This is a genomic window from Streptomyces sp. CG4, assembly GCF_041080655.1.
GTDB lineage: Bacteria > Actinomycetota > Actinomycetes > Streptomycetales > Streptomycetaceae > Streptomyces.
Genome location: NZ_CP163525.1, coordinates 7,314,328 through 7,340,923 on the forward strand (window position 1 = coordinate 7,314,328; position 26,596 = coordinate 7,340,923).

General features: G+C 72.5%; 27 protein-coding genes and 1 pseudogene. 16 read left to right on the forward strand and 12 right to left on the reverse strand.

Going from position 1 to position 26,596, the window contains the following annotated elements; genetic code table 11:
- Nucleotides 1-12 precede the first annotated feature (12 nt).
- Together AB5L52_RS33405 and AB5L52_RS33410 are read left to right on the forward strand one after the other, a co-directional pair.
- Entirely contained in the window at nt 13-1,140 is a 1,128-nt protein-coding gene (locus AB5L52_RS33405; RefSeq protein ID WP_351031398.1) for an alpha/beta fold hydrolase, read from the forward strand.
- An 867-nt stretch (nt 1,141-2,007) separates the two neighbouring features.
- Entirely contained in the window at nt 2,008-3,465 is a 1,458-nt protein-coding gene (locus tag AB5L52_RS33410) for a hypothetical protein (RefSeq protein WP_369367477.1), read from the forward strand.
- Nucleotides 3,466-3,481: 16 nt separating this feature from the next.
- Here AB5L52_RS33410 and AB5L52_RS33415 read toward each other — a convergent pair whose 3' ends face one another.
- On the reverse strand, nt 3,482-3,895 hold the full coding sequence (locus AB5L52_RS33415) for a VOC family protein (RefSeq protein ID WP_351570303.1): 414 nt from the start codon (nt 3,893-3,895) through the stop codon (nt 3,482-3,484).
- 386 nt (nt 3,896-4,281) lie between these two features.
- Between AB5L52_RS33415 and AB5L52_RS33420 the strand changes: the two genes are divergently transcribed.
- The 3 genes from AB5L52_RS33420 (at nt 4,282) to AB5L52_RS33430 (ending at nt 7,357) form a co-directional block, all read left to right on the forward strand.
- Nucleotides 4,282-5,880, forward strand: coding sequence for an ABC-F family ATP-binding cassette domain-containing protein (locus AB5L52_RS33420; protein WP_351570300.1), 1,599 nt, complete (start codon nt 4,282-4,284; stop codon nt 5,878-5,880).
- Between the two features lie 323 nt (nt 5,881-6,203).
- Nucleotides 6,204-6,425 (forward strand): helix-turn-helix domain-containing protein, encoded by a 222-nt coding sequence (locus AB5L52_RS33425; RefSeq protein ID WP_023551707.1) that lies wholly within the window; start codon nt 6,204-6,206, stop codon nt 6,423-6,425.
- A 128-nt stretch (nt 6,426-6,553) separates the two neighbouring features.
- Nucleotides 6,554-7,357, forward strand: coding sequence for an enoyl-CoA hydratase/isomerase family protein (locus AB5L52_RS33430; protein ID WP_369367478.1), 804 nt, complete (start codon nt 6,554-6,556; stop codon nt 7,355-7,357).
- Between the two features lie 43 nt (nt 7,358-7,400).
- Here the strand turns inward: AB5L52_RS33430 and AB5L52_RS33435 are convergent, their stop codons facing one another.
- Nucleotides 7,401-8,123 carry a nucleopolyhedrovirus P10 family protein gene (locus AB5L52_RS33435; protein WP_369367479.1) on the reverse strand — a complete coding sequence of 241 codons (723 nt, stop codon included), beginning with the start codon at nt 8,121-8,123 and terminating at the stop codon, nt 7,401-7,403.
- Between the two features lie 100 nt (nt 8,124-8,223).
- Between AB5L52_RS33435 and AB5L52_RS33440 the strand changes: the two genes are divergently transcribed.
- Genes AB5L52_RS33440 through amaP form a run of 5 tightly spaced genes read left to right on the forward strand, consistent with a single transcriptional unit; the run spans nt 8,224 to nt 10,504 of the window.
- Nucleotides 8,224-8,697: an Asp23/Gls24 family envelope stress response protein gene (locus tag AB5L52_RS33440; RefSeq protein ID WP_351031383.1), complete on the forward strand. Its 474-nt coding sequence runs from the start codon at nt 8,224-8,226 to the stop codon at nt 8,695-8,697.
- Nucleotides 8,698-8,745: 48 nt separating this feature from the next.
- Nucleotides 8,746-8,940 carry a hypothetical protein gene (locus AB5L52_RS33445; RefSeq protein WP_351570291.1) on the forward strand — a complete coding sequence of 65 codons (195 nt, stop codon included), beginning with the start codon at nt 8,746-8,748 and terminating at the stop codon, nt 8,938-8,940.
- 6 nt (nt 8,941-8,946) lie between these two features.
- Nucleotides 8,947-9,306 (forward strand): hypothetical protein, encoded by a 360-nt coding sequence (locus tag AB5L52_RS33450; protein ID WP_369367480.1) that lies wholly within the window; start codon nt 8,947-8,949, stop codon nt 9,304-9,306.
- Nucleotides 9,306-9,917, forward strand: a complete 612-nt coding sequence (locus tag AB5L52_RS33455; protein ID WP_369367481.1) for a DUF6286 domain-containing protein — start codon at nt 9,306-9,308, stop codon at nt 9,915-9,917. The genes AB5L52_RS33450 and AB5L52_RS33455 overlap by 1 nt, the downstream gene beginning before the upstream one ends.
- 5 nt (nt 9,918-9,922) lie before the next feature.
- Complete coding sequence (gene amaP, locus AB5L52_RS33460) at nt 9,923-10,504, forward strand: alkaline shock response membrane anchor protein AmaP (protein WP_369367482.1); 582 nt, start codon at nt 9,923-9,925, stop codon at nt 10,502-10,504.
- Nucleotides 10,505-10,519: 15 nt separating this feature from the next.
- Here the strand turns inward: amaP and AB5L52_RS33465 are convergent, their stop codons facing one another.
- The 6 genes and pseudogenes from AB5L52_RS33465 to AB5L52_RS33490 all read right to left on the reverse strand — a co-directional run.
- A complete protein-coding gene (locus AB5L52_RS33465; RefSeq protein ID WP_351031373.1) occupies nt 10,520-11,275 on the reverse strand; it encodes an SDR family oxidoreductase in 756 nt (251 codons plus the stop codon).
- A gap of 5 nt (nt 11,276-11,280) precedes the next feature.
- The gene (locus AB5L52_RS33470; protein WP_369367483.1) at nt 11,281-13,065 is read right to left on the reverse strand and encodes a glycoside hydrolase family 15 protein; all 1,785 of its coding nucleotides are present in this window, start codon (nt 13,063-13,065) and stop codon (nt 11,281-11,283) included.
- Nucleotides 13,066-13,216: 151 nt separating this feature from the next.
- The gene (locus AB5L52_RS33475) at nt 13,217-14,008 is read right to left on the reverse strand and encodes an SURF1 family protein (RefSeq protein WP_369367484.1); all 792 of its coding nucleotides are present in this window, start codon (nt 14,006-14,008) and stop codon (nt 13,217-13,219) included.
- 49 nt (nt 14,009-14,057) lie between these two features.
- The gene (locus tag AB5L52_RS33480; RefSeq protein WP_351031366.1) at nt 14,058-14,291 is read right to left on the reverse strand and encodes a hypothetical protein; all 234 of its coding nucleotides are present in this window, start codon (nt 14,289-14,291) and stop codon (nt 14,058-14,060) included.
- Nucleotides 14,292-14,406: 115 nt separating this feature from the next.
- On the reverse strand, nt 14,407-15,399 hold the full coding sequence (locus tag AB5L52_RS33485; RefSeq protein WP_369367485.1) for a DEDDh family exonuclease: 993 nt from the start codon (nt 15,397-15,399) through the stop codon (nt 14,407-14,409).
- Between the two features lie 2 nt (nt 15,400-15,401).
- A pseudogene (locus tag AB5L52_RS33490) lies at nt 15,402-15,895 on the reverse strand (hypothetical protein); the annotation flags it as partial.
- 83 nt (nt 15,896-15,978) lie between these two features.
- Here AB5L52_RS33490 and AB5L52_RS33495 point away from each other — a divergent pair.
- From AB5L52_RS33495 to AB5L52_RS33505, 3 genes are all read left to right on the forward strand, one after another.
- Complete coding sequence (locus AB5L52_RS33495) at nt 15,979-16,494, forward strand: hypothetical protein (RefSeq protein ID WP_369367486.1); 516 nt, start codon at nt 15,979-15,981, stop codon at nt 16,492-16,494.
- A 187-nt stretch (nt 16,495-16,681) separates the two neighbouring features.
- Nucleotides 16,682-17,392, forward strand: coding sequence for a VIT family protein (locus AB5L52_RS33500; protein WP_351570265.1), 711 nt, complete (start codon nt 16,682-16,684; stop codon nt 17,390-17,392).
- Between the two features lie 124 nt (nt 17,393-17,516).
- The gene (locus AB5L52_RS33505; RefSeq protein ID WP_351570262.1) at nt 17,517-18,563 is read left to right on the forward strand and encodes a zinc-dependent alcohol dehydrogenase family protein; all 1,047 of its coding nucleotides are present in this window, start codon (nt 17,517-17,519) and stop codon (nt 18,561-18,563) included.
- A 27-nt stretch (nt 18,564-18,590) separates the two neighbouring features.
- Here AB5L52_RS33505 and AB5L52_RS33510 read toward each other — a convergent pair whose 3' ends face one another.
- The 3 genes from AB5L52_RS33510 to AB5L52_RS33520 all read right to left on the reverse strand — a co-directional run bounded on the left by AB5L52_RS33510 (nt 18,591) and on the right by AB5L52_RS33520 (nt 22,819).
- Nucleotides 18,591-19,706 (reverse strand): CopD family protein, encoded by a 1,116-nt coding sequence (locus AB5L52_RS33510; protein WP_369367487.1) that lies wholly within the window; start codon nt 19,704-19,706, stop codon nt 18,591-18,593.
- A gap of 100 nt (nt 19,707-19,806) precedes the next feature.
- Nucleotides 19,807-21,186: a CoA transferase gene (locus tag AB5L52_RS33515; protein ID WP_369367488.1), complete on the reverse strand. Its 1,380-nt coding sequence runs from the start codon at nt 21,184-21,186 to the stop codon at nt 19,807-19,809.
- 91 nt (nt 21,187-21,277) lie between these two features.
- A complete protein-coding gene (locus AB5L52_RS33520) occupies nt 21,278-22,819 on the reverse strand; it encodes a S8 family serine peptidase (protein WP_369367489.1) in 1,542 nt (513 codons plus the stop codon).
- A 266-nt stretch (nt 22,820-23,085) separates the two neighbouring features.
- Here AB5L52_RS33520 and AB5L52_RS33525 point away from each other — a divergent pair, with 266 nt between their 5' ends.
- From AB5L52_RS33525 to moaA, 3 genes are all read left to right on the forward strand, one after another.
- Nucleotides 23,086-23,442, forward strand: coding sequence for a DUF485 domain-containing protein (locus AB5L52_RS33525; RefSeq protein ID WP_369367490.1), 357 nt, complete (start codon nt 23,086-23,088; stop codon nt 23,440-23,442).
- The gene (locus AB5L52_RS33530) at nt 23,439-25,064 is read left to right on the forward strand and encodes a cation acetate symporter (protein WP_351570253.1); all 1,626 of its coding nucleotides are present in this window, start codon (nt 23,439-23,441) and stop codon (nt 25,062-25,064) included. The genes AB5L52_RS33525 and AB5L52_RS33530 overlap by 4 nt, the downstream gene beginning before the upstream one ends.
- Nucleotides 25,065-25,236: 172 nt before the next feature.
- Complete coding sequence (gene moaA, locus AB5L52_RS33535) at nt 25,237-26,226, forward strand: GTP 3',8-cyclase MoaA (RefSeq protein ID WP_351031342.1); 990 nt, start codon at nt 25,237-25,239, stop codon at nt 26,224-26,226.
- A 3-nt stretch (nt 26,227-26,229) separates the two neighbouring features.
- On the opposite strand, the gene AB5L52_RS33540 is transcribed toward moaA, so the two are convergent.
- On the reverse strand, nt 26,230-26,448 hold the full coding sequence (locus tag AB5L52_RS33540) for a hypothetical protein (protein ID WP_228623897.1): 219 nt from the start codon (nt 26,446-26,448) through the stop codon (nt 26,230-26,232).
- Nucleotides 26,449-26,596: the final 148 nt, after the last annotated feature.

Sequence of the window (26,596 nt, forward strand, 5' to 3'; positions counted from 1 at the left end):
GACACTGGACCCGTGCGCCCAGTCAAAGCGACCGCCACCGCAGTCACCGCGGTCCTCGCCGCCGGCGTGGCGTCCGTCGCCGCCGGCCGGCTCGCCAGCGACGCCGCGCTGAAGGCGCCCGCAGGCCGCCCCCTGCCCACCGAACCCCGGCTCACCGTGCACGGCACCGCCGCCGGCCAGATCACCCTCACCCGCGATCTGGCCTCGCTGCGCCCCGGCACCTACGGCCTCGCCGGCGACGGCTCCCACGCGGTCGTCGGCCCCGTCCTGGAGGCGGCCCGGCACGCGGCCGACACCGTCGTACGCCGCCTGGAACGCGTCACACACGGGAGCCTCGCCGCCGGCGACGCGGTGTGGCTCACCCCGAACCTGTACGTCGGCAATCCCGGCACCGCCCTCGGCCTCGACCACGCCGACATCGACGTGCCCGGCGAACTCGGCGAACTGCCCGCCTGGTTCGTGCCCGGCGCCCGGGACACCTGGTTGATCGCCGTCCACGGCCTCGGCACCACCCGCGAACAGGCCATGAACCTCATGGCCCCGCTGCACGCCCGAAGGGTGCCGGTCCTCGCGCTCGCCTACCGGGGCGACCTCGGCGCCCCCGTCCCGCCGGACGGACTGAACCACCTCGGCGAGACCGAGTGGCGCGACCTGGACGCGGCGATCCGCTACGCCGTCCGCTACGGCGCCCGCCGGGTCGTGCTGCTCGGCTGGTCCACCGGCGCCACGATGGCGCTGCGCGCCGCCGAGCGCTCCCCGGTGCGCGAGCGCATCGCCGGACTGGTCCTCGACTCGCCGGTGCTCAGCTGGGAGGTCACCCTGCGCGCCCTCGCCCGGGCCCGCCACACCCCGCCGCTGCTGCTGCCGCTCGCCGTACGGGCTGCGCAGGGCCGCGCCTGCCTGCACGCCGACCGGGTCGCCGAGATCACCGACCCCCGGCGGCTCACCGTGCCGACCCTGATCTTCCACGGACCCGACGACCAGGTGGCTCCCTGGGAACTCTCCCGCCGCCTGGCCCACCGCCGCACCGATCTGGTCGCCCTGCACACCGTGCCGCAGGCCCCGCACGCGGCGATGTGGAACGCCGATCCGGAGGACTACCAGGAGCGCCTACGCCGCTTCCTGACCCCACTGGTCTGACGGGTCCCGAGTACGGCCGCCGAGTACGCCCGCCGAGTACGGCCGCCGAGTACGCCCACCGAGTACGGCCGCCGAGTACGGCCCCCGACTATGGTCCCTGGCGACGGCGCGCGACCGTGGCGCTTGGCGACGGCGCTCGAACGCGGCGCTCGGCGACGGCGCTTGGGTGCGGCGCTCGGCCGGGACACCTGGTGAGGGTCCTTGGCGAGGGCCCTGGGCCAGGACTCCCGGTCACGGTGCTCGGCCAGGCTCCTGGCCACGGTGCTCGGCCAGGGCTCCCGTCACGGCCCACGGTCACGGCTCCCGGTTGCGGCCCTCGACTACAGCTCCTGGCCACGGCTCCCGGTCACGAGCCCTGACCACGACCTTCGGTCATGGCTTTCGATCACGGTGCTCGGCTCGGTTCCTGGCCACGGCTCTCGGCCACAGCTCCCGGTCACGGCTCCCTGCCACGAGCCCTGACCACGGCCTTCGGTCACGGCTCCCGGTCGCGGCCCTTGACTACATCTCCCGGTCACGAGACCCGACCAGGCCTTCGGTCACGGCCCTCGACCACCCCCGGTCCCCCCAGCCACGCCCCCAGTGCCGTCCCCTGACCCCGCCCCCGACGACACCCCCGCCCCTGGCGTCGACCCCAGCCCTCTCCCCGGTGCCGGGGATTCCGTTTAAGGGTGTACGAGTGGCCTGATCACGGCTCCTCACCCCATGCCGGGCCCCGTGCCTTGGCCAGCCCCGTCGCCCGCGGTGACATTCCGTTTGGGTTTTCGCACCGTCAACCGGAAGACTGCACCCGTGACGTCCCGTATCCCGCGCGACTCCAGGCTCCGACTCGTCCGACCGCGACCCCTGGCCGCCGCCCCCAGAGCTGTGAACCAGCGGCGCCCACGGCGCCCCGCACCCCGGCCGCCGGAGGGCACCCCCGCCCCCGCGGAACTGGCCAGATTGGCCCGCACCGGGCTGTCCGGCCCGGTCCGGGTCGCCCGCTGGGCCGACACCGCACTCGGCCCCGGCAGCGACGGCGCCACCGCGGACGGCAAGGCCACCCTCTCCGCCGCCACCGCCGAACGGGCCGCCGCCGACCTGGGCCTGAGCACCGCTCAGGTCAGCGCCGACTGGGACACCGCCCGCCTCGCCGGACTCGTCGAGGTGCACGGCGACAGCGCGCGCCCCGGCTGGCGGCTGCGCGCCTGGGACCGCGACGACAGCGCCGTGCTGCGCGGCTGGGTCGCCCTCTTCGACGCCTGGTCGCTCGCCTCCCCGGAACCGGAGGAGTTTGAGCCGGCCGCCGTCGCCGAGGTCGTCTCCGCCATGCCCCAGGTGCTCTCCTTCCTCCAGCTGTCCGCCGGGCCCGTCCCGGTCGAGCAGCTCCTCGACCTGCTCCAGCAGCGGGTCACCGAACTGCGCACCGAGCGCTGCGAGGTCCCCTACGAGTCCGGCGCCGAGCGCCCCGACGGGTCCGCGCCCGCACAGCCGACCGTGCCGGGGGCCCGGCAGTCACCCGAGTCCGCGTCCGCGTCCGGTCACGCCCGGCCGGTGGCCGACTTCCCGGACCCGGCGGACCCTGACGCCGCCGCCCTCGCCCCCGATTTCGCGGTCGCCGCCGACACCCCGCTCGCCCCGCTCCTCGACTGGGCGCTGCAGGCCCTCGTCTTCGTCGGCGCGCTGACCTACGGCGACGGCCAGGCCACCCTCACCCCGCTGGGCAGCTGGGCGGTGTGGGTCAAGCTGGAGCAGATCTGCGTGGCCGCGCAGAGCCCGGCCGGCAATATCGAGCAGGCCGCCGAGGACATGCTCCGCGGCTGCGCCCAGCTCCGCCCCAACGCCGCCCGCGCCGAATACCGCGCCTGGCTGGCCGCCCGCCCCGTCGGCAGCGCCGTCACCGAGCTGATCCACGCCGCGCGCGGCGAGGACGCCCTGCTGCGCGGCCTGGCCTTCGAGGCGCTACGGGTCGTCGGCGCCCCCGCCGAGCCCGACGTACGCGGTGTCGTGGACGAACCCGCCCTCAGGCCGTACGCCCTGCTGTGGCTTGCCGAGCACGACGGGGTCGACCCCGAGGACGCCCACGAGGTCCTCACCCGGGAAGAGGCGACCTGGCTGTGGGTGGACACCGCCGCCGCCGTCGCCGACCACGGCGAGTCGCCGATGCTGGTCCGGCATCTGGAGTCCGCGGTGCAGCCCACGGTCCCCCAGCTGCTCGACGAGGTCCGCGCCGTCGGTCACCCGCGCACCGTGCAGGTCCTCGTCGCGCTCGCCGCCGCCCACCCCGACCCGGCCCTGGCCAAGGCCGTACGCCGGGCCGCCTTCCAGGTGCACACCGGGGGATGAGCGGCGCGGGGGCCGCTCAGGCGCCGATCTCCGGGGCGTACGTACCGAAGCTCCAGATGTTGCCCTCGGCGTCGCGGGCCATGTAGTCGCGCGAGCCGTAGTCCTGGTCGGTCGGGGGCATCAGGATCTCCACGCCGTGCTCCAGGGCCCGCTGGTGGTGGGCGTCCACGTCGTCCACGACGACGTACACACCGGTGGGCCCGGCGTCCTTCATTGCCGTGTCGAAACGGCCGCCGCGGCCCTTGGAACCGATCATCACCGCGCCGTTGCCCTGGGCCAGCTCGGCGTGCATCACCTTGCCGTCCTCCGTCTCGTACACCGACAGCTCGGTGAAGCCGAGGGCCTCCGTCAGCTGTCTGATCGCCGCCTTCGCGTCCGCGTACAGCAGCGAGGGGTAGATGCTCGGCCGTCCTCCGCCCATACCTGCCATTGCCGATCACTCCTTCGTCCGGCCTCGTACGCCTTCGCACGCCGGTTCTGTGGCGTCCCGTTCAGTCTTGCAGCCGCCACTGACAACGCCTCAGAGACAACGCCTCAGCGGCACGTGTCGCACTGCTCCATGTCGCCGGTCCGGTAGCCCCCTCCTTCCCCCGCCCACCCCGCACCTGTGGACGGTCCCCCACGGGGACCGTCTCGGGAACGATCTCCCAGAGCAGGGAACGATCTCCCCGGGCAGGGACCGAACGCGCGGACGTAGAAAAACCGCTTGCACACCCCCGTTAGACTTCTCCCCATGGCCATTCTCCTCGCGCATTAGACGGCGGGAACGTCCTCAGCCGCCCACCCGTCAATCCCTGTACGCCCTGGAGTCTGTCCGTGATCTCCGCCTCCGGTATCGAGCTGCGCGCCGGTGCGCGCATCCTCATCGAGAACGCCACCTTCCGTGTCGCCAAGGGCGACCGCATCGGCCTCGTCGGCCGCAACGGCGCCGGTAAGACGACCCTCACCAAGTGCCTGGCCGGCGAGGGCATCCCGGCCGCCGGCCAGATCGCCCGCTCCGGCGAGGTCGGCTACCTCCCGCAGGACCCCCGCACCGGCGACCTGGACGTCCTGGCCCGGGACCGCATCCTCTCCGCGCGCGGGCTCGACGTACTGATCCGCAAGATGCGGGACAACGAACAGCGCATCGCCAACGGCATGGGCGCCACCCGCGAGAAGGCCCTCAGGCAGTACGAGCGCCAGGAGACGGAGTTCCTGACCAAGGGCGGGTACGCCGCCGAGGCCGAGGCCGCCACCATCGCCGCCGCGCTGAACCTGCCCGACCGCGTCCTCGGCCAGCCGCTGCACACCCTCTCCGGTGGTCAGCGCCGCCGTATCGAGCTGGCCCGCATCCTCTTCTCGGACGCCGACACCCTGCTGCTCGACGAGCCGACCAACCACCTCGACGCCGACTCGATCATCTGGCTGCGGGACTACCTGAAGACGTACCGCGGCGGCTTCATCGTGATCTCCCACGACGTCGACCTGGTCGAGACGGTCGTCAACAAGGTGTTCTACCTGGACGCGAACCGCTCCACGATCGACGTCTACAACATGGGCTGGAAGCTCTACCAGCAGCAGCGCGAGGCCGACGAGAAGCGCCGCAAGCGGGAGCGGGCCAACGCCGAGAAGAAGGCCGCCGCCCTCAACGCCCAGGCCGACAAGATGCGCGCCAAGGCCACCAAGACGGTCGCCGCGCAGAACATGGCCCGCCGGGCCGAGAAGCTGCTCTCCGGCCTCGAAGAGGTCCGGATGTCCGACAAGGTCGCCAAGCTCCGCTTCCCGGAGCCGTCGCCCTGCGGCAAGACCCCGCTGATGGCCGAGGGCCTGTCGAAGTCGTACGGCTCGCTGGAGATCTTCACCGACGTCGACCTCGCCATCGACAAGGGCTCCCGGGTCGTCATCCTCGGCCTGAACGGCGCCGGCAAGACCACCCTGCTGCGCCTGCTCGGCGGCGTCGAGCAGCCCGACACCGGCCAGGTCGTCCCCGGCCACGGCCTCAAGCTCGGCTACTACGCCCAGGAGCACGAGACCCTGGACCCCGACCGCACCGTCCTGGAGAACATGCGCTCGGCCGCCCCCGACATGGACCTGGTCGAGGTGCGCAAGGTGCTGGGCTCGTTCCTCTTCTCCGGCGACGACGTCGACAAGCCGGCCGGTGTCCTCTCGGGTGGTGAGAAGACCCGTCTCGCCCTGGCCACCCTGGTCGTCTCCTCGGCGAACGTGCTCCTCCTCGACGAGCCGACCAACAACCTCGACCCCGCCAGCCGCGAGGAGATCCTCGGCGCCCTGCGCACCTACAAGGGCGCGGTCGTCCTCGTCACCCACGACGAGGGTGCCGTGGAGGCGCTCCAGCCCGAGCGGATCATCCTGCTGCCGGACGGCGTCGAGGATCTGTGGGGCTCCGACTACGCGGACCTCGTCGCCCTGGCGTGATCAACTCCGTATGGATCATTCGGCTCATCCGTGATCCATCATCTGTGTGAGATCTCCTCGTATCGGGGTGTGTCGTACACGGATTTTCCGGCCGATCCCCCGTGTGCCAAGGGGTCGGCCGTTCCGCGTCGCTGACCTGGTACTTCGCGAATCCACCCGTTCGGTCCCATGGACACCACTCCATGGAATTGCGTGTTCCGCTTGTGGGGATCCACTCCTGTCGTCACAACGATGTCCCACGGACCTTGCCGAATGGGTGGCCATCACGCCCAAGAGGGGTGATCATGAGGAGACCAGAGCGCACTTCCCATGAGGAGGCACGGGTGGCCGAGACTCTGAAGAAGGGCAGCCGGGTGACCGGCGCCGCGCGCGACAAGCTCGCGGCAGACCTGAAGAAGAAGTACGACTCCGGTGCGAGCATCCGGGCGCTGGCCGAGGAGACCGGCCGCTCGTATGGCTTTGTGCACCGGATGCTCACCGAGTCGGGCGTCGTCCTGCGTGGGCGTGGCGGAGCGACCCGGGGCAAGAAGGCCGCATCGGTCTGACGCCGGGCGGTCCATCGACTTCGATGGTGACCACCCGGTCGGCAATCTGATCGGCCGGGTGGTTACTGTGCAGTCACTTACGCATGCCCCCGGCATGCCCGGATGACCGCACCCATCGGAGGCGCCCCATGGCTTCGCCCGACCAGGACCTCGCTCCTGTACTCGACAAGGACGGCGTACGGCTCACCGTAGACGACGCGCTCGCCACGGTGACGCTGGCCAATCCGGCCAGGCGCAATGCGCAGAGCCCCGCCCTGTGGCGGGCGCTCGCCGAGGCCGGGAGGCTGCTGCCGGGCTCCGTCCGGGTCGTCGTGCTGCGCGGCGAGGGCAGGTCCTTCTCCGCCGGTCTCGACCGGCAGATGTTCACCCCGGAGGGGATCCCGGGCGAGCCGACCTTCATCGATCTCGCGCGCCGTGACGACGCCGGGCTCGACGCGAGCATCGCCGAGTTCCAGGAGGCGTTCACCTGGTGGCGGCGGAACGACATCGTGTCCATCGCCGCCGTCCAGGGACACGCCATCGGGGCCGGCTTCCAGCTCGCGCTCGCGTGCGACCTGCGGGTCGTCGCGGAGGACGTGCAGTTCGCCATGCGCGAGACCAGCCTCGGCCTCGTACCCGACCTGACCGGCACGCATCCGCTGGTCGGTCTCGTCGGGTACGCCCGTGCGCTGGAGATCTGCGCCACGGGAAGGTTCGTCGGCGCGGCGGAGTCCGTGGCATCCGGGCTGGCCAACGCTGCCGTGCCCGGCGACCAACTGGACGACGCCGTGCGGGACTTGGCCGCGGCACTGCTGGCCGCGCCGCGGGACGCCGTGGCGGAGACCAAGGCGTTGTTGCGAGGTGCGGCGGACCGTACGTACGACGAGCAGCGGGCGGCCGAGCGCGCTGCTCAGGCACGCCGGCTCCGCGATCTGGCCGGGCTCGGCGAATAACCCCTGCGCTGCCCACAGCGAGCAGGACGAGTTCCCGAGTTCCCTAGTCCACCGCCGTAATCAAAACCGCCACCGTCGGCCGGTCCTCCAGAGCGTTCCGTACGGCTGTGCGGACCTGTCGGGCCACGTCGACGGCCCGGTGGTCCGAGCCTGTCGACAGTTCCACGCGCACGTGCCGGTGCGGCAGAGCCGTGTCGGCCGGGCGTTCCTCCAGGTGCACTCCGCGGCCGAGACCGCCCAGGGAAGCTGTCAAGCCGGTCACACCGGGGACGGCGAGGGCGGCCGCGGCCGCGCGGGCCTCGTCCGGGTCCGTGGCTTCCCGCGCGGACACCGGCCGTGGCGCACGTACCGCCGTGGCCGGTTCCTCCGTGTCCAGCAGATCGGTCACCCACAGGTCCACCTCCGAGAGCGTGAGTCCGAGCTGCCCCGCAGCGGCCGTCGCCAGGGTGAGCCGCAGCCGGGACGCCACCGCGGGCAGCGGCTCGGCGGCCGTCGCGGCGAAGTCCGCCGTCAGCCGCAGCGGGCCCGGCGGCAGCGCGCTCGGCGGAGCCGGTACGACGGGTTGCCGCGCCGCTTCCGGATCGGCGAGCGTGAGCCGCAGCGCGCCCAGCCGCACCCCCGGCACCCCGGCCGCCGCCGCACGCTCCAGTACCGCCGCCGCCGCGACCTCCGCGATCCACGCGCCGTCGCGCGGCCCACCGAGCGGCAGCAGCCTGCCGAGCCCGACCTGGCGCCGTACCAACTCTGTCCACCGGTCCGCCGTCATTCCTCCAGCCTGCCGTATCACCGGCGCACGGCAGGGGAACCATGCATACGGTGGGCAAGGGACGATCGAAGGGGACGACGACCGAAAGGGACGTACGGCGATGACCGACATGACGACGACCCCGGAAGGCGACCAGGAACCGCAGGTGTCGACCCGCAAGACCACCCGCCGCGGCGGCGGCGATCCGGCGACCCGGGGACGGACCACCATCGCCGACGGCGTCGTGGAGAAGATCGCGGGCCTCGCGGCGCGGGACGTCGTCGGCGTGCATGCCATGGGCAGTGGCCTGGCCCGCACCTTCGGCGCCGTGCGCGACCGCGTGCCCGGCGGCTCCAGGTCGGTGACGCGGGGCGTGAAGGCCGAGGTCGGAGAGGTGCAGACCGCACTCGACCTGGAGATCGTCGTGGACTACGGCGTCTCGATCGGCGATGTCGCCCGTGCCGTACGGGAGAACGTGATCGCCTCCGTGGAACGGATGACCGGACTAGAGGTGGTCGAGGTCAACATCGCGGTCAGCGACGTGAAGCTGCCCGATGAAGAGGACGAGGAGCCCGAGCCGCCGCGCATCCAGTGACGCACCGGCGACCCGGCACCGCACGCCCGACGAGCTGAGGAGTGCTGCATGAGCATGGCCGTGGTCGGCATGATCGCCGGAATGGCGCTGGGTTTCGCCGGGTACTTCGGCGGCTTCGGGGCCTTCCTGCTGGTGGCGGCGCTGGGTGCGATCGGGTTCGTCGCCGGCCGGTTCGCGGAGGGCGACCTGGAACCGGGGGACTTCTTCCGCACCCGCGACGACCGGCGCGACCGGCGGCGGTGACCGGCGATGGCCGCCGACACCGGTGCGGCCCGGCCGCCGTCGGACCTGGTGCCGCCGGGCGAGCGCGGCGCCACCCGGATCGCCGACCGGGTCGTCGCGAAGATCGCCGCGCAGGCCGCCCGCGAGGCGCTGCCCCCGCTGCCTGCCGAGGCGGCCGTCCCGCACGCCACGGTGGTCGTACTCCCCAGGGACACGGCCCGCGTACGCGTCCATCTCGAACTCGGCTACCCCTGCGACATCGGCGCCCACTGCGCCGCCGTGCGTCGTCATGTCACCGAGCGGGTAGACGCGTTGGTGGACATGCCGGTGGCCGAGGTCGCCGTCCAGGTCGAACGGCTGCACCCGGCACCGCACGGGAGGGCATGATGAGCGAGCCGCAGACGACCATCCAGACGCTCCACAAGGACCCCGTCCCCACGCCGCCCGCCGCCGGGAGCAGCGGCCGCTTCTGGTCGCCGCGCCGCGTCCCGGCGGCCGTCGTCGCCGCCCTGCTGCTGGCCGGCGCCGGCCTCCTGCTGTACGACATCGCGGCCGTACGCGCCCACCACCCCGCGATGGAGTGGCGCCGCGCACTGGCCCGGCACCTGGCCGAACGCCCCCTGGACGACACCTGGGTGCTGACCGGAGCGGCCGTCGCCGCCGCACTCGGCCTCTGGCTGATCGCCCTCGCGGTCACCCCCGGACTGCGCGGTCTGCTGCCCATGCGGCGCCCGCACCCCGACGTCCGCGCCGCACTCCGGCGCGACGCGGCGGCTCTGCTGCTGCGCGACCGGGTCATGGACGTCTCCGGGGTCCGGTCGGTGCGGGTGCGGATGCGCCGCGGGAAGGCCGACGTCCGTGTCGTCTCGCACTTCCGTGACCTGGACGACGTACGCGCCGACCTGGACACCGTGCTCACGGACGCGATCCGGGGCCTCGGCCTCGGCCGGCCGCCCACGCTGTCCGTCCATGTGACACGGCCCGGACGGAAGGGGTGACGGCGATGCGCCGGGCTGGTCTCCACCGCGTCCTGCTGGCCCTCGTCGGCCTGCTCCTGTTCGTGCTCGGCGGGTCGGTCCTGGCGGTCGGCCTGGGCGCGGCGCCGCCCTCCTGGTGGGTGCACACCGGCCCGCACGACGTCCTGCTCACCAGGGCCGAACGCACCCACTGGCGCGGCACCGGCTGGTGGTGGCCGGCCGTCCTCGCCACCCTGGCGGTCCTCGTCCTGCTCGCCCTGTGGTGGCTCACCACGGTCCTGCGCCGCCGCCGGCTGTCCGAGATCCTCATCGACACCGGCGACGGCGAGTCCGCCGTGCTGCGCGGCCGCGCCCTGGAGTCGGCCCTGGCCCAGGCCGCCGTACGGCAGCAGGGCGTGGCCCACGCGGAGATCGTCCTGCGCGGCCGCCGCACGAAACCCACGGCAAGAATCTGGCTCCAACTGGAGCCCCACGTGGATCCGTCGACGGCCCTGAACGACTTCACGACCCAGGCCCTGACCGACGCCCGCGAGTCGGCGCGGCTTCCGTCTCTACCGGTGGAGATACGACTGCGGGCGGTCAAGCACCATGCGGAGAGGGTCAGTTGACACGGCAGGGGTCCCTCAGAACCCGTGCCGCATGCCCCCGTCCACGGGCAGCATGACCCCACTCAGATACGAAGCCGCCGGAGAGAGCAAGAACGCCGCGACCTTCCCGAACTCCTCCGGCGCCCCGTACCGCCGCAACGGGATCCGCGCCTCGTTCGCTGCCCGAGTGGCCTCAGGATCCGCGGACAACCCGTCCAGCTCGCGCACGCGATCCGTGTCGATGCGCGACGGCAGCAGCCCCAGCACCCGAATCCCCCGCGGCCCCAACTCGTCGGCGAGCGACTTGGCGAACCCGGCGAGCCCGGGCCGCAGCCCGTTGGAGATGGTCAGCCCCGGAATCGGCTCGTGCACCGACGCCGACAGCACGAACCCGATGACCCCGCCCGGCTCCAGCTCCGCCGCTGCCACCCGCGCGAGCCGCACCGCACCGAGGAACACCGACTCGAACGCGTTCCGCCACTGCTCGTCGGTGTTGTCCGCGACGAACCCCGGCGCCGGTCCGCCCACGCTCACCAGCACGCCGTGGAAGCCGCCGAACCGCTCACGGGCGGCCGCGACCAGCCGCTCGGGAGCCTGCGCGTCGGAGTTGTCGACGGCGACACCCACCGCGTCCGGGCCCAGTTCGGCGGCGGCCTCGGCGACCCGCTTCTCGTCCCGCCCGCTGATGACGACCTTCGCCCCGTCGGCGACCAGCTCGCGCGCCGCGGCGTTGCCCAGCCCCCGGGTCGCGCCCGTGACGACGTACACCCGGTCCTTCAGTCCAAGATCCATGGCCCCTATCCTGCCCGCTCGCCCCCGGACAGCGTGAGCGCGGTGTTCACCAGGGCGATATGGCTGAAGGCCTGCGGGAAGTTGCCCACCTGGCGGCTCAGCCCGGGGTCGTACTCCTCCGACAGCAGCCCCACGTCGTTGGTGAGCGCCACCAGCCGCTCGAAGAGTTCCCGGGCCTCGGCCGTGCGGCCGGTCAGGTGCAGGGCGTCCGCGAGCCAGAACGAGCAGGCCAGGAAGGCGCCCTCGCCGCCCGGCATCCCGTCGATGCCGACGGCGTCGGTGTCGTACCGGCGCACGAAGCCGCCGTGTCCCAGATCCGCGCGGATCGCGTCGACCGTGCCGATCACCCGGGGGTCGTCGGGCGGCAGGAAACCGACCCGGGGGATCAGCAGCAGGGCGGCGTCCAGTTCGCGCGAGCCGTAGTACTGGGTGAAGGTCCGGCGCCGGGCGTCGTAGCCCTGCTCGCACACTTCCCGGTGCACCTCGTCACGCATCGCCCGCCAGCCGTCCGCGTCGCCCTGCAGCTCCGGGTACGTCTCCAGCGTCCGTACGGCGCGGTCGGCGGCCACCCACACCATCACCTTCGAGTGCACGAACTGGCGCCGGCCGCCGCGCACCTCCCACAGGCCCTCGTCGGGCTGCCGCCAGGACGACTGCAGGAACGTCATGAGCGAGCGCTGGATCGCCCACATGTGGGGCTTGGTGGGCAGGCCCTGGTCGCGGGCCAGCGACAGCGTGTCCATGACCTCGCCGTACACGTCCAGCTGGAGCTGGCCGACGGCGGCGTTGCCGATGCGTACGGGCGCGGACTCGGCGAAGCCGGGCAGCCAGGGCAGCTCCCACTCCGGCAGCCGGCGCTCGCCCGCCAGGCCGTACATGATCTGCAGGTCCGCCGGGTCGCCCGCGACCGCGCGCAACAGCCAGTCGCGCCAGGCCTCGGCCTCCCTGTGGTAGCCCGCGGCCAGCATGGCGCCGAGGGTGAGGGTGGAGTCGCGCAGCCAGCAGAAGCGGTAGTCCCAGTTGCGTACGCCGCCCAGCTCCTCGGGCAGCGAGGTGGTGGCAGCGGCGACGATCCCGCCCGTCGGGGCGTAGGTGAGCGCCTTGAGCGTGATCAGGGACCGTACGACGGCGTCCCGGTACGGCCCGTCGTAGCGGCAGCGGGACGTCCAGCGCCGCCAGTCGTGGACGCTGTTGCTCAGCGCCTCGTAGGGGTCGGTGAGCGGCGGGCGGCGCTCGTGCGAGGGATGCCAGGTGAGCACGAACGCGACCCGCTGGCCCTCGGTGACGGTGAACTCCGCGTGGGTGCCGAAGTCCTCGCCCCAGGTGTGCACGGGGGGCTCCGAGCGCAGCCAGACCGAGTCCGGTCCGGCGACGGCCACCCGGTGCCCGTCCGAGCGGCGCACCCACGGCATGATCGAGCCGTAGTCGAAGCGCAGCCGGAGGGTGCTGCGCACGGTGACCCGGCCGCTGACACCTTCGACGATGCGTACGACGTCGGGGGCGCGGTCGCGCTGCGGCATCAGGTCGGTGACGCGGACCGTGCCGTCGTGGGTGTCCCACTCGGTGTCGAGGACGAGGGTGTCGGTCCGGTAGGCGCGGCGGGTGCAGGTGCGCGCTCCCTTGGGGGCGATCCGCCAGTGGCCGTGGTCCTCGTCGCCCAGCAGCCGGGCGAAGCAGGCGCCGGAGTCGAAGCGGGGCAGGCACAGCCAGTCGATCGAGCCGTCCCTGCCGACCAGCGCGGCGGTCTGCTCGTCGCCGATGAGGGCGTAGTCCTCGATGCGCGCGTTCACGGGATCCGGTTTCCCGGCTTTCCCGGCGGGCAAGAGGGCCGAACAGGTGGTCCGCCCGGCGCGCGTGCCACGGCTGTCGCCCTGGCTGTACGACGGCCGGTTCCGTCTGTACGGCGGCGCCGCTTGCGTCCGGGCGACGGCTGTACGGCGGCTATACGGCGGCCGGTTCCGTCTCCTCCGGCTTCGCCTCCGCGGTGGCCTCCTCCTGGTCGCGGATCTCCCGCCGGACCAGGAACCACCAGCCGACCGGGACGCCCGCGGCGAACAGCCACCACTGGATCATGTACGCGTAGTTCAGCGGGGCGTCCTCGCTGCCCGGGTCGGAGATCTGTTCCGGGGAGTCGGTCTGGGGCCCCGTCTGCTCGAGGTAGCCGCCGAGCACCGAGGCGCCGAGCCGGTGCGCCTCCTCCGCGCTGTTGATCAGCATGATCTGCCGGTCCGGGAGGCCCTGGACGTTCTTGATGCCGCTCGCCGCAGTCGTCTCGTCGGCCATCAGCCGCCCGGTGATGGTGGTCCGGCCGGACGGCGGGGCGGGGATCTTCGGGAACGCGGTCTGGGCTCCGTTGGCCGGGATCCAGCCGCGGTTGACGAGCACCACCTTGCCGTCGCCGAGGACGAACGGGGTGAGCACATGGAAGCCGACCTCGTTGTCGGAGTTGGTCCGGCGCCGGACCACTTCCTCCCTGGCGGTGTCGAAGGTGCCGGTCGCGGTGACCGTGCGGTACCTCTCGGTGCGGGTCACGGTGTGCCCCGGGGAGGTCAGCCGCTCGACCGGGACCGGCTTGGCGTGCAACGCCGAGGAGACCAGGTCGTTGCGCGCGGTGCGCTCCTCGTAGCGGTGCTTCTGCCAGAAACCCAGCCTGATCATCGTCGGGATCAGCGCGATCGCGACGATGGTGAGGATCACCCACTGGCGGGACAACAGGAAGCGGTAGCGATGCACCCCACGACGTTACCTCCGCGCCGTGGGGTGCATTCGGGCGGGTACCGGGTCAGACGCGATCGACGATCCCCGCCTTCCCGTCGGCGCGGGCGCAGTGGGCGCCGCAGTAGAACGCGCCGTCGGCCTCCACCCCCTGGCCGATGATCTGCACCCGGCAGTGCTCGCAGATGGGTGCCATGCGGTGGATCGCACAGGAGAAGCAGTCGAACACATGAACCGCACCCTGTGCATGGACCTCGAAGGTCATCCCGTAGTCATTGCCGCAAACTTCACATTTCGCCATGCGCCACAGGGTGGGCCGTCACCGGGACCGGGGCGAGCGGGTGCCGGGTGAGTCGTGTGTCGATCACTCATTCGTACGATCACTCCCAACGGTGTGGTCACTCGCATGCGTACGATCACTCGTCGGCGGGCTCGACATCCCGCAGCAGCTGCCCGAACGCGGCCTCGTCGACGACCGGCGTGCCGAACTGCCGCGCCTTGACCACCTTGGACGTGCCCGAGTCGGGGTCGTTGGTGACCAGCAGGCTGGTCAGCCTGGAGATGCTGGACGCCACATGCAGACCGGCCTCCGTGGCCCGGTCCTCCAGCAGCTCGCGGTCCACGGAGGTGTCGCCGGAGAACGCCACCCGCATGCCCTGTTTGAGTCGTTTGCCGTTTTCGTAGCGCCCCGGATTGGGGTACGGGCATGCGGGCTTCTTGCGGGAGGGCCGCCAACTGCCCTGCCGATAGCCGCTGTAGCCCCCGTATCCGCCCGACGACTGCCGGGGCACCGGGCGGTCCGACCACTCCGTCAGCGGCCGGCACTCCAGCAGCGGCAGCCGCACGCCGCCCGCGGCGGCGGCTCGCAGACTGGGCCGGAACGCCTCCGCCAGCACGCGCGCGTCGTCCAGCGCGTGGTGCGCCCGCTGCTGTACGACGCCGTAGTGCGCCGCCAGCGACTCCAGCTTGAAGTTGGGCAGCGGCAGCCCCAGCTCCTTCGACAGCGCGATGGTGCACAGTCGCTGACGCACCGGCGCCTCGCGCTTCGCGCGCGCGTACTCCCGCGCGATCATCTGCCAGTCGAAGACGGCGTTGTGCGCGACCAGCACCCGGCCCTCCAGCCGGGTCGCGAACTCCTCGGCGATGTCCGCGAAGAGCGGCGCCCCTTCGAGCACCTCGCTCGTCAGACCGTGTATCCACACGGGTCCCGGATCGCGCTCCGGGTTGACCAGCGTGTACCAGTGGTCCTCGACCTCGCCGCGCTCGTCCAGCCGGTAGACGGCGGCCGAGATGATGCGGTCGTCCCGGGCCAGGCCGGTGGTCTCCACGTCAACGACCGCGTATCCCTTCGGATACACGGCCGGCCACTGGGTGGGGGAGGACACTGCGGTCGCACGGTCTTCGAGCATGGTCATTGAGGATACGGGCCACGACTGACAGCGCTGACCTTCAGGTACCGGCGGCTCCGCCGATTTCCGCCCGGCCGCTCGGCCACCGCACACGCGTGCGTGCCGGTCCTGGACCGCTCATCCGACCGGGTCGGGCGCACGGGTGGGCGAGGCCGGGACCGGCAGCGACGTACCAGCGCGCTCACGGCCGTCAGGAAGAGCCGCTCCGTGTCCACCGGCAAGGCCGGCGCACGTGCCGGCGCCGGGTCGTCTCCGGCGGTCCCGGCGCTCCACGGCTCCCGCTCGTCGGGGTGCTGTGCCGGAGCCCGCTCCCGGTCGCGCTCCACCAGCACCCGCCCGACGACCTGGAACCGCACGGCCCGCACGAACCCGGCGGCCCGCTCGCCACGCAGCCCGGCGGCGCGCGCCTCGCGCACCAGGACCCGCTGGGCGGGCAGGAACATCAGGGGGTGCGACCGCAGGGGCGGATCTCGCCGAGCTCGGCCATGGTGCGCTCCGGAGGGTGTCGAGCAGGGCATCCGGGTCAACGCGCTCCTCTGTTAACTGTGTTATAGGTGACGATCCGTCAGGAGCGGGTCCGTGCCCGCCGGCAGAAGGGCGGTACGACGTACGGCACGCGTACGGTACGGCGCACGGACCGAGCGGGAGATCGCCACGACCCGCACCGCGAGCGCGCGGCGTCCCGCCATCTGGTCCACCGGGGTAGTGGCCGTCTGGGAGACCGGCCCGGACGCGATCGCCGCGGTGCTGCCGCCACCCCTGAAACCCACCGGCAGCCCGCTCGTGATGACCCAGGAGCGCGCCCTCACCGGCGGGCGCGAGGTCTTCGGCGAGCCCGAGAAACTCGGCGAAGTGACCACCGACTTCTGCTTCAAGTTCCTTCCCGCCGTGGATCGTTCGGGCTTCGAAACCGACCCGGTGCTGGTGCACTTGCACTGCGTGCGCCACGAGAAGGTGCGCCGACTGGAGCGGATCACCGGAGAGGTCGTCCCGCGCGAGGAGCCGGCCGCCATGCCCGGCGGCAACGCGGCCCGCGTCTACGGCTTCGACCTCGCCCGCCTCGACCCCATCGCGGCGAAGGTGGGTCCCACGTGACCGAAGTAGCCGAGCCCCTCCCGGAACCCCCGGCGGACGCGACCAGCCCGGTGTTCGCCCGAGGGCTTCGCTCCGGGTGTGGTGCGTGCCGCCGTCGACGGCGAGGGGGTGTCGGTCGCGGCCGGCGTCCGCGGCGGGGGAGCGTCGGTGCGGCATGGGTGGCCCGTGGAGTGCGATCCTCCCTGCTGTGACCGAACCCACCCACGAAGAGGCCCATGGAGGTGCACTCGGCTCGCGGCTGAACTGGCTGCGGGCCGCCGTGCTCGGCGCGAACGACGGCATCGTCTCCACCGCGGGCATCGTCGTCGGCGTGGCCGGCGCGACCGACAGCCGGTCCGCGCTGCTCACCGCCGGACTGGCCGGCCTGCTCGCGGGATCGATGTCCATGGCGGCCGGCGAGTACGTCTCCGTCTCCACCCAGCGCGATTCCGAGGTGGCCGCGCTGGCCGTGGAGAGACAGGAACTGCGCGACCAGCCGGAGGCCGAGCTGCTGGAGCTGACCACGTTGCTCCAGGAGCGCGGCCTGTCCCGCGAGGTGGCCCGGGAGGCCGCCGAACAGCTCACCGCGCGGGACGCGCTGCGGGCACACGCGCGCGTGGAGCTCGGCATCGACCCCGACGACCTGACCAACCCCTGGCACGCGGCCTGGGCGAGTTTCCTGGCCTTCACCGTGGGCGCGCTGCTGCCGCTGCTGGCCATCGTGCTGCCCCCGGCCGCCTGGCGGCTGGCCGTGACCGTCGTCTCCGTCCTGGCCGCGCTCGTCCTCACCGGCTGGACCAGCGCCCGGCTCGGCTCGGCCGACCCGAAGCGGGCGGTCCTGCGCAACGTGATGGGCGGGGCCCTGGCCATGGGGGTCACCTATGCGGCGGGCAGCCTGCTGGGCGCCGCGGGCGTCTGACCACCCGCGCCGGGCTTCCACGGCCCCCTCGGCGAGCGCCGGCCACACGCGACGTCGTACGGTGAAGTGCGCTCGATCACCCCGTGAGCACCCCGCACGACCCCGCACGAGAAGGACCCTCGCCATGCGCGCCACCACCATCCACGCCCCGTACGACATGCGCGTGGAGGACGTCCCCGAGCCCGTGGTGCAGCTGCCCACCGACGCCGTCGTACGGGTGCTGCGCGCCTGCATCTGCGGCAGCGACCTGTGGGCCTACCGCGGCGAGGCGGCCCGGCAGCCGGGACAGCGGATCGGGCACGAGTTCCTCGGCGTCGTCGAGGAGACCGGCTCCGAGGTGGACACGGTCAAGCGCGGTGACCTGGTGGTCGCGCCCTTCATGTGGTCCGACGGGGTCTGCGACTACTGCCGCGATGGCCTGACGACGTCCTGCGAGCACGGCGGCTTCTGGGGCTCCGTCGGCTACGACGGCGGCCAGGGCGAGGCCGTGCGTGTGCCGTTCGCCGACGGCACCCTGGTCCAGCTGCCCAAGGACGCGGCCTCCGACGACCATCTGCTGTCCGCCCTGCTGACCCTCTCCGACGTCCTCGGCACCGGCCACCACGCGGCCCTCGGCGCGGGCGCCCGGCCCGGCGCCACGGTCGCCGTCGTCGGGGACGGCGCGGTCGGCCTGTGCGCCGTCCTGGCGGCCAAGCGGCTCGGCGCCGAGCGGATCATCGCGCTCGGCCGGCACGAGGTCCGTACCGACATCGCCCGTCGCTTCGGCGCCACCGACGTCGTCGCCGAGCGCGGGGACGCGGCCGTCGAGGCCGTCCGGCAACTCACCCGCGGCCAGGGCGCGCACGCCGTCGTCGAGGCCGTCGGTACCGAACAATCCATGCGTACCGCAGTCAACATCACCCGCGACGGCGGCGCGATCGGCTTCGTGGGCGTGCCGCACGGCAGCGGCACCGGCCTCGACCTCGGTGTCATGTTCGACCGGAACATCGCCCTGCGCGGCGGTGTCGCGCCGGTCCGCGCCTACATCCCGGACCTGCTGCCCGACGTCCTGGACGGCACGATCGACCCCTCGCCCGTGTTCGACCTGACCGTCGGCATCGAGGGCGTGCCCGACGGCTACAAGGCGATGGACGAGCGCACCGCCCTCAAGGTGCTCGTCACCAACGGCTAGTCCGCCGGGGTCTGCCGGACAGCACACCTAGGACCAGCGGATCGGCAGTGGCAGTGCCGTGAGCAGGCCCGAGACCGCGACGACCGCGCCCAGGGCGATCACCTCGGCCCGCGCGGGCGCGTACGCGGTCAGCGGGTCGGCGGCACGGCCGAGCCGGATCCGTGCCCACAGGGCGAGCAGCGCGACGACCGCGCCCAGGGCGATCACCTCGGCCCGCGCGGGCGCGTACGCGGTCAGCGGGTCGGCGGCACGGCCGAGCCGGATCCGTGCCCACAGGGCGAGCAGCGCGACGGCGGCGACCAGGATCACCTTGGCCAGCAGGGTGCGTCCGTACGCCGTCGTCGTCAGCTGGTCCAGGATCGTGGCCGACGGCATGCGCCGCAGCGAACTGCACACCCCCGTCGCGGTGATGGCCGCCAGCAGAACGGCCGCCACGCGCGCGTAGCGGGCGAGCAGCGCGGCCCCGGCCGGGGCGCCGTGCCACAGCCTGAGCAGCCGCAGGGCGTGCAGCAGACCACCGGTCCACAGCGTCGCGCACGTCAGGTGCACCAGCGTCAGGGCCGAGCCGAGCAGCGGGCTCTGCTCGGTCGTGGGGTGCGCGCGCAGCGCCTCCGCCAAGACCACCGCGGCCAGCGGCCACACCTGGGCCGCCGGGCGCCGGGAGAACGAGCACAGGGCCGCCAGCAGAAGGCCGTTGACCTCCAGCAGCGCCAGCCTGCCGTCGCGGGAGCCGTACAGGCCGCCGACGTCGAGCTGGCCGAGGCGGTGCGGGATCAGATTGCCGGCGGACACCACCGCGGCGAGCGCCAGCGCGGCCACGAAACCGGCGACGGTGACGAACGGCGCCCAGCTGCACGGCCGTTCGGGCGGGACGCCGGGCAGGCGCCGGGCGAGCCGGTGCACGAACAGTTCGCCGAGCGGCACGCTCACGGCGGCGAGGACCACGGCGCGCAGCGCCCCGATGCCGCCGACCCCCGGCGCGGCGGCCTCCCCGGTGCCGTGCAGCGCGGCTGACGGCCCCAGCAGGGGGATCAGGGCGCCGAGCGCCACCAGGACGAGCAGGACGACGGCGCGGCCGGCACCGGGCCGCCGCGCGGGGCTCCGCTCGTCGGTCACCTCGGCGGCCGGTCGTATCGCACTCACCCCGCGATCTTCGCCAGTCACCGCAGAACCGGGCAAGTACCGGAAAACAAACGGGTGTACGGCATTCCCCGCATCCGTACGTTTCCGGCCGCCCGTGCACTCACCGCCGGCGCGCGCTGTCCGACCCCCAGGGCACCGGCGGCCGTGCGTAGTCGGCGGGGCCACCCGCGAAGGTCATCGGCGGGCGCGCGTACCGCAGCCGCCCCAGCGGGCCGTCCGTCTCGGCCAGCCAGGCCTCCGGCCCCTGGTACGGCGCCCCCGTGGCCGCGGCCGGCCGGATCCCGTCCGTCAGCCAGTGCGCGGTGCGGGTCAGCGCCAGCCGCACGAGCCGGCCGCCCCCGTCGTACGACTGCTCGGTCAGCGCCCGCAGCACGGCCGCCGCGAGCAGATAGCCGGTGCCGTGGTCCAGTGCCTGCGCGGGCAGCGCGTCCGGCTGCCCGGCCGAGCCCTCGGTGGCGGCGATGCCGGTCGCGACCTGTACCAGGCTGTCGAAGCCGCGTCGCGCGCCCCAGGGGCCGTACGCGCCCCACGCCGAGACCTGCGCCACGACCAGCCCGGGCCGGCGCGCGAACAGTGCCTTCGGGGAGAGCCCGAACCGGTCGAGGGCGCCCGGCCGGTAGCCCGTGACGACGACGTCGGCCGCGGCCAGCAGTTCCTCGAAGGTGCCGGGGTCGGCGCCCAGATCGAGCGTGGCGGACCGCTTCCCGAAGCCCGTGTCGGCGTGCAGGTCCGGGAGTTCGGGCAGCCAGGGGGCGTCCAGGCGGAGCACGTCCGCGCCCAGCAGGGCGAGGGTGCGGGTGGCCACCGGGCCGGCCAGGACCCGGGTCAGGTCCAGCACGCGCAGCCCGGCGGCGGGCAGCAGGGGAGCGGCGGCCGGGTCCAGGGGCGCGAGCACGCGCGCGGGTGCCGCGGTCGGCCGCTCGCGCTCGACCAGCGGCCGTGCGGCCACCTCGGCGGCCTGCTCGTGCGCCCGCCACTGAGCCGGGGTGCGCAGGGCCACCGCGAGACCGCCGGCGCCGTGGACGGCCTCCTCGACCTCCCGCGCGGAGCGCTCGGCGAGACGGGCGGCCACGGTCTGCGCCGCGGCGTCCGCCGGCAGGTCCAGCGCGCCCAGCAACCGGGCCCGGTGGTGCGGGTAGTTGGCGTGGGTGCGCACCCAGCCGTCGGCGGTCCGCCAGAACCGCGACAGCGGCGCGAAGACGACCGGCGCCCGCCCGTCCACCAGCAGGTGCCGTTCGCTGTGGAAGGCGGCCGCCACGGCACCGTCGTCGACCCGGACGCCGGGCACCTCGGCGAGTCCGGCCCGGCGTGCCGCCAGCTCCGCGGCGGCCAGCGCACACGCGCCGACGCACGCGCGCGCCAGCTCCCGCACGGGAAGCCGGGCCGGAAGAGCGCCGGGGCGCTCGACCGGCGTCACCCGGGAGACGAGGGCGGGATCGCCGCCCAGTGCAGTCCATGCAGACTCGATGTCTGTACTCATGACTACACTATGCATTATTGATTGATCAACATTGATTCAATCAACTTATGACTCATGTACGGGCGGAGTGGAGCGGGCCGGCCATACGGCCTTACCTCGTCACCGCGGCCAGGGCGTTCACCGTGCCGAAGCCGTAGAAGCCGTTGACGCGCTCGCCGCCGACACAGGTCGCGTCCACGACCCCGTCCCCGTCGCCGTCGTAGGGGCCGCTCGGGCAGCCCGGGTTGTCCGCCTCGGCCTTCAGCAGCGCCTGCAACTGGGCCGGAGTGGCGTGCGGATGCGCCGACTTCAGCAGCGCGGCGACCGCGGCCACGTGCGGGGAGGCCATCGAGGTGCCCTGGAGGAAGCCGTACTGGTCGTTCGGGAGCGTGGACAGGATGCGCCCGTTCTTCGACGGGGTGTCCGGGATCTGGTACTTGTCGCCGCCGGGACCCGCCACGTCGATCACGCCCAGTCCGTAACTGGAGTAGTACGACTTGGCGCCCTTCACGCCCACCGCGCTCACGGTCACCACGCCGGGCAGCTGGGTCGGCACGTCGAAGCACTCGTGCGGATCGACCGTGCGGGTCGTGGCGGTCGAGTCGTCGGGGCTGGAGGTGTCCGTGATCGCGTCCGCGGCCAGGTCGTGGTTGGAGTTGCCGGCCGAGGCCACATTGAGCGTGCCCTTGCGTTGTGCGTACAGCTGCGCCCTGTTGACCGCGTCAACGATGGCCCGTTGATCCGGGTCGTCCATGCAGTTGTACATCCATGGATCAACGTAGTAGCTGTTGTTGGTGATCTGGATGCCGTGGTCCGCGGCGAACACGAACGCGCAGACCACGCTCTCCGGATAGAACAGCGATCTCGCGTCCGGCTGGGCCACCGTTATGCTCGCGACCTTCACGCCCGGCGCCACACCGGCCACGCCTATGCCGTTGCGGGCCGCGGCTATCTCGCCGGCCACATGGGTGCCGTGGTAATGGCCGGCGTCCACCGGGCGCCACGCGCCGTACGTCGTGTCCGCCTTGCCGCTCACGCAGTTCGCCGACTGGGCGGCGGAGAAGTTCGGGGCGATGTCCGGGTGGGTGTCGTCGACGCCGGTGTCGATGACGCCGACGGTCACGCTCGGGCTGCCCGGGTTGATCCGCGCGGCCCGGTCGGCGCCGATCGCCCGCAGATCCCACTGGTCCGCCTCGTACGGCTCCTCACCCGGCGCCGCGTTCGCGGCGAGCTTCGCGGCCTGCGCCTTCGACAGAACCTGCAGCGCGCCCTCGTCGGTCGTCCCCGCGGCACTCAACGGCGCGGTGCGCGTGGCACCCGCCGAGTCCACCCCGCGCACCGCGCGCATCCGCGCGGCGAAGTCCGGGTTCGCGGAGTGGACGACGATCACGCCGATCGTGTCGTAACTGGCCACGACGGACCCGCCGTTGCCGGTGATCGCGCGTTGCACGGACTCGATCGTGCGGTGATCCGTACGGGTGTTGACCACGTACGCGAGGGCCGGTCCGTCGTCCGCCGCCCGTGCCGCCCGTGCCGCCGAGGCCGCGGCGGGCGCCGCCGAGGCCGCCGCCGGCAGGAAACCGAGCGAGGCGGTCAGCGACAGCATGACGGGCACCGCGAGCGCGAGCCGGCGTCTGGAGCGCAGATGAGCCATGGGATCTCCACTTCATCCGGATACGAAACAGCCCGAGACCCCGAGACACGGTGGCGATCGGGCAGGTACATGACGAGTGGTGCAGGCAGAAGCTATCCCCACGGCTCACCGCACAGCAATGTCTTGGCAATGGCTTGTCCAGACCGCTTGCGAAAGAACTCATAGGACTTGAACCGGTCCTCGCGTGGCGACGTGGACCTTGGGCAGAGTGCGTGAGCACCATCGATCCCCCGTTCGTCAGTGCATCCGCAACGCGAGGAGACTCCGTGGCCACCGAGACACCGCCCCCCGCCACGCCGGGGACCCCCCTGCCCTCCACCGAGGAGTTCGCCGAGGTGCAGTACAGCGCCGAGTTCGGTGAACTGCGCCGCGCCCACCGCTCCTTCGCCTTCCCTCTGACCATCGCCTTCATCTCCTGGTACCTGCTCTTCGTGCTGCTCTCCAACTACGCGGACGGCTTCATGGGCACCAAGGTCGTCGGCAACATCAACGTCGCCCTCGTCCTGGGCCTCGCCCAGTTCCTCACCACGTTCCTGATCGCCTGGTGGTACGCCCGGCACGCCGCCGCCAGGCTCGACCCCAAGGCCGAGGCCATCAAGTCCCGGATGGAGGGCGGCGCATGAGCCCCGCACCGCACACGCTGCTCGCGGCCGGCGAGGCGACCCAGCACCGGCCGCTGATCATCACGCTGTTCGCGGTGTTCGTCGCCGCGACCCTCGTCATCACCGTCTGGGCGGGGCGCCAGACCAAGGACGCTGCCGACTTCTACGCCGGCGGACGGCAGTTCACCGGTTTCCAGAACGGCCTCGCCGTCTCCGGCGACTACATGTCCGCCGCGTCCTTCCTCGGCATCGCCGGCGCCATCGCCCTCTTCGGCTACGACGGATTCCTCTACTCCATCGGCTTCCTCGTCGCCTGGCTCGTCGCCCTCCTCCTGGTCGCCGAGCCGCTGCGCAACTCCGGCCGCTACACCATGGGCGACGTACTGGCGTACCGCATGCGCCAGCGCCCCGTCCGCACGGCGGCGGGCACGTCCACCATCGTCGTCTCGATCTTCTACCTGCTCGCGCAGATGGCCGGCGCCGGCGTCCTCGTCTCGCTCCTGCTCGGCATCACCAGCGACGCCGGCAAGATCGGCATCGTCGCTCTGGTCGGCGTCCTGATGATCGTGTACGTCACCATCGGCGGCATGAAGGGCACCACCTGGGTCCAGATGGTCAAGGCCGTCCTGCTGATCCTCGGCGCCCTGCTGCTGACCTTCCTGGTCCTGCTGAAGTTCCACTTCAACATCTCCGACCTGCTCGGCAGGGCCGCCGACAACAGCGGCAAGGGCACGGCCTTCCTGGAGCCCGGCCTGAAGTACGGCGCCACCGGCACCACCAAGCTGGACTTCCTCTCGCTCGGCCTCGCCCTGGTCCTCGGCACCGCGGGCCTGCCGCACATCCTGATCCGCTTCTACACCGTGCCCACCGCGAAGGCCGCCCGTAAGTCCGTCATCTGGGCGATCGGCCTGATCGGCGCCTTCTACCTGATGACCCTCGCCCTCGGCTTCGGCGCGGCGGCCCTCATCAAGCCGGACGAGATCATCGCCTCCAACAAGGCGGGCAACACGGCGGCGCCGCTCCTGGCGCTGCACCTGGGCGGCGTCGACTCCAGCTGGGGCGCTGTGCTGCTCGCCAGTATCTCGGCGGTCGCCTTCGCCACCATCCTCGCGGTCGTCGCCGGCCTCACCCTGGCTTCGTCGTCCTCCTTCGCGCACGACATCTACGCCAACGTGATCAAGAAGGGGCAGGCCACCGAGAAGCAGGAGATGGGCGCGGCCCGCTGGGCGACCGTCGGCATCGGCGCGGTCTCCATCGTCCTCGGCGCCCTCGCCCGCGACCTGAACGTGGCCGGACTGGTCGCCCTCGCCTTCGCGGTCGCCGCCTCCGCCAACCTGCCGACCATCCTCTACAGCCTGTTCTGGAAGCGCTTCACCACCGCAGGCGCCCTCTGGTCGATCTACGGCGGCCTGGTCACCGCGGTCGGCCTGGTGCTGTTCTCACCGGTGGTCTCCGGCAGCCCGGCCTCGATGTTCCCCGGCGTCGACTTCCACTGGTTCCCGCTGGAGAACCCCGGCATCATCTCCATCCCCGTCGGCTTCCTGCTCGGCGCCCTGGGCACCCTGCTGTCGAAGGAGGCACCGGACGCCGGCAAGTACGCCGAACTGGAGGTGCGGTCTCTGACCGGCACCGGAGCACACTGACACCTTCGTACGACGGCCGCGTCGCCCGGGACTGTACGGTCCTACGACGCGGCCGTCCCGCACCTCGTCGGATCGGGCCGCTGTCGATGTCAGTGGTGTCACGTAGGCTCGACGATGACGCACGGCACACCCGTGACGGACAATGAGTGGAGCGAAGAGGGAGGGGGCCCACGTGCTCATCGACACCTACGGCCGAGTGGCCACCGACCTGAGGGTCTCGCTGACAGACCGCTGCAATCTGCGCTGCACGTACTGCATGCCCGAAGAGGGCCTGCAGTGGCTGGCCAAGCCCGACCTGCTCACGGACGACGAGATCGTCCGCCTCATCGACATCGCCGTGCGCATGCTCGGCATCGAGGAGGTCCGCTTCACCGGCGGCGAGCCCCTGCTGCGCCCCGGCCTGGTCGGCATCGTCGAGCGCGTCGCCGCCCTCGCCCCGCGCCCCCAGACGTCCCTCACCACCAACGGCATCGGCCTGAAGCGCACCGCGACCGCCCTGAAGGCCGCCGGCCTGGACCGGGTCAACGTCTCCCTGGACACCCTCCGCGCCGACGTCTTCAAGGCCCTGACCCGCCGCGACCGGCACAAGGACGTCATCGAGGGCCTGCAAGCCGCCCACGAGGCCGGCCTCACCCCCGTCAAGATCAACACGGTCCTGATGCCGGGCCTGAACGACGACGAGGCCCCCGACCTGCTGGCCTGGGCCATGGAGCATGGCTACGAACTGCGGTTCATCGAGCAGATGCCCCTCGACGCCCAGCACGGCTGGAAGCGCGAGGGCATGGTCACCGCCGGGGACATCCTCGCCTCCCTGCGCACCCGCTTCGACCTCACCGCCGAGGGCGCCGACGCCCGTGGCTCGGCACCGGCGGAGCGCTGGCTGGTCGACGGCGGCCCGCACCGGGTCGGCGTCATCGCCTCGGTCACCCGCCCCTTCTGCGCGGCCTGCGACCGCACCCGCCTCACGGCCGACGGCCAGATACGCACCTGCCTGTTCGCAACCGAGGAGACCGACCTCCGCGCAGCCCTGCGCTCCGACGCCCCCGACGAGGAGATCGCCCGCATCTGGAAGCTGGCGATGTGGGGGAAGAAGGCGGGGGCGGGCCTGGACGATCCTTCCTTCGTCCAGCCCGACCGACCGATGTCGGCGATCGGCGGCTAGGGCTCAGGCCCCTTCCGGATCCTGCCAGTCCGCGAACTTCACCACGTCCTTCAAGAACCCCCTGACCCCGAGGAACTGCGAAAGATGCTCGCGGTGCTCCTCGCAGGCAAGCCACGTCTTGCGCCGCTCCGGCGTATGGATCTTCGGGTTGTTCCACGCCAGCACCCACACAGCAGCGGCGCGGCAGCCCTTGGCGGAGCAGATCGGGGTCTCGTCACTCACAGGTTCGTCTCACAGAAAAGGGCCTGGACAAGGCGACGCCGAGCAGCCACGGGGGGAGCTGCCCGGCGTCGGTCCGTCGCTCCGACGGGGGATGCGGAGCGCGTACGCAGTATGTCACGGGTACCCCGCCGCCCGGCACTGGAACTAC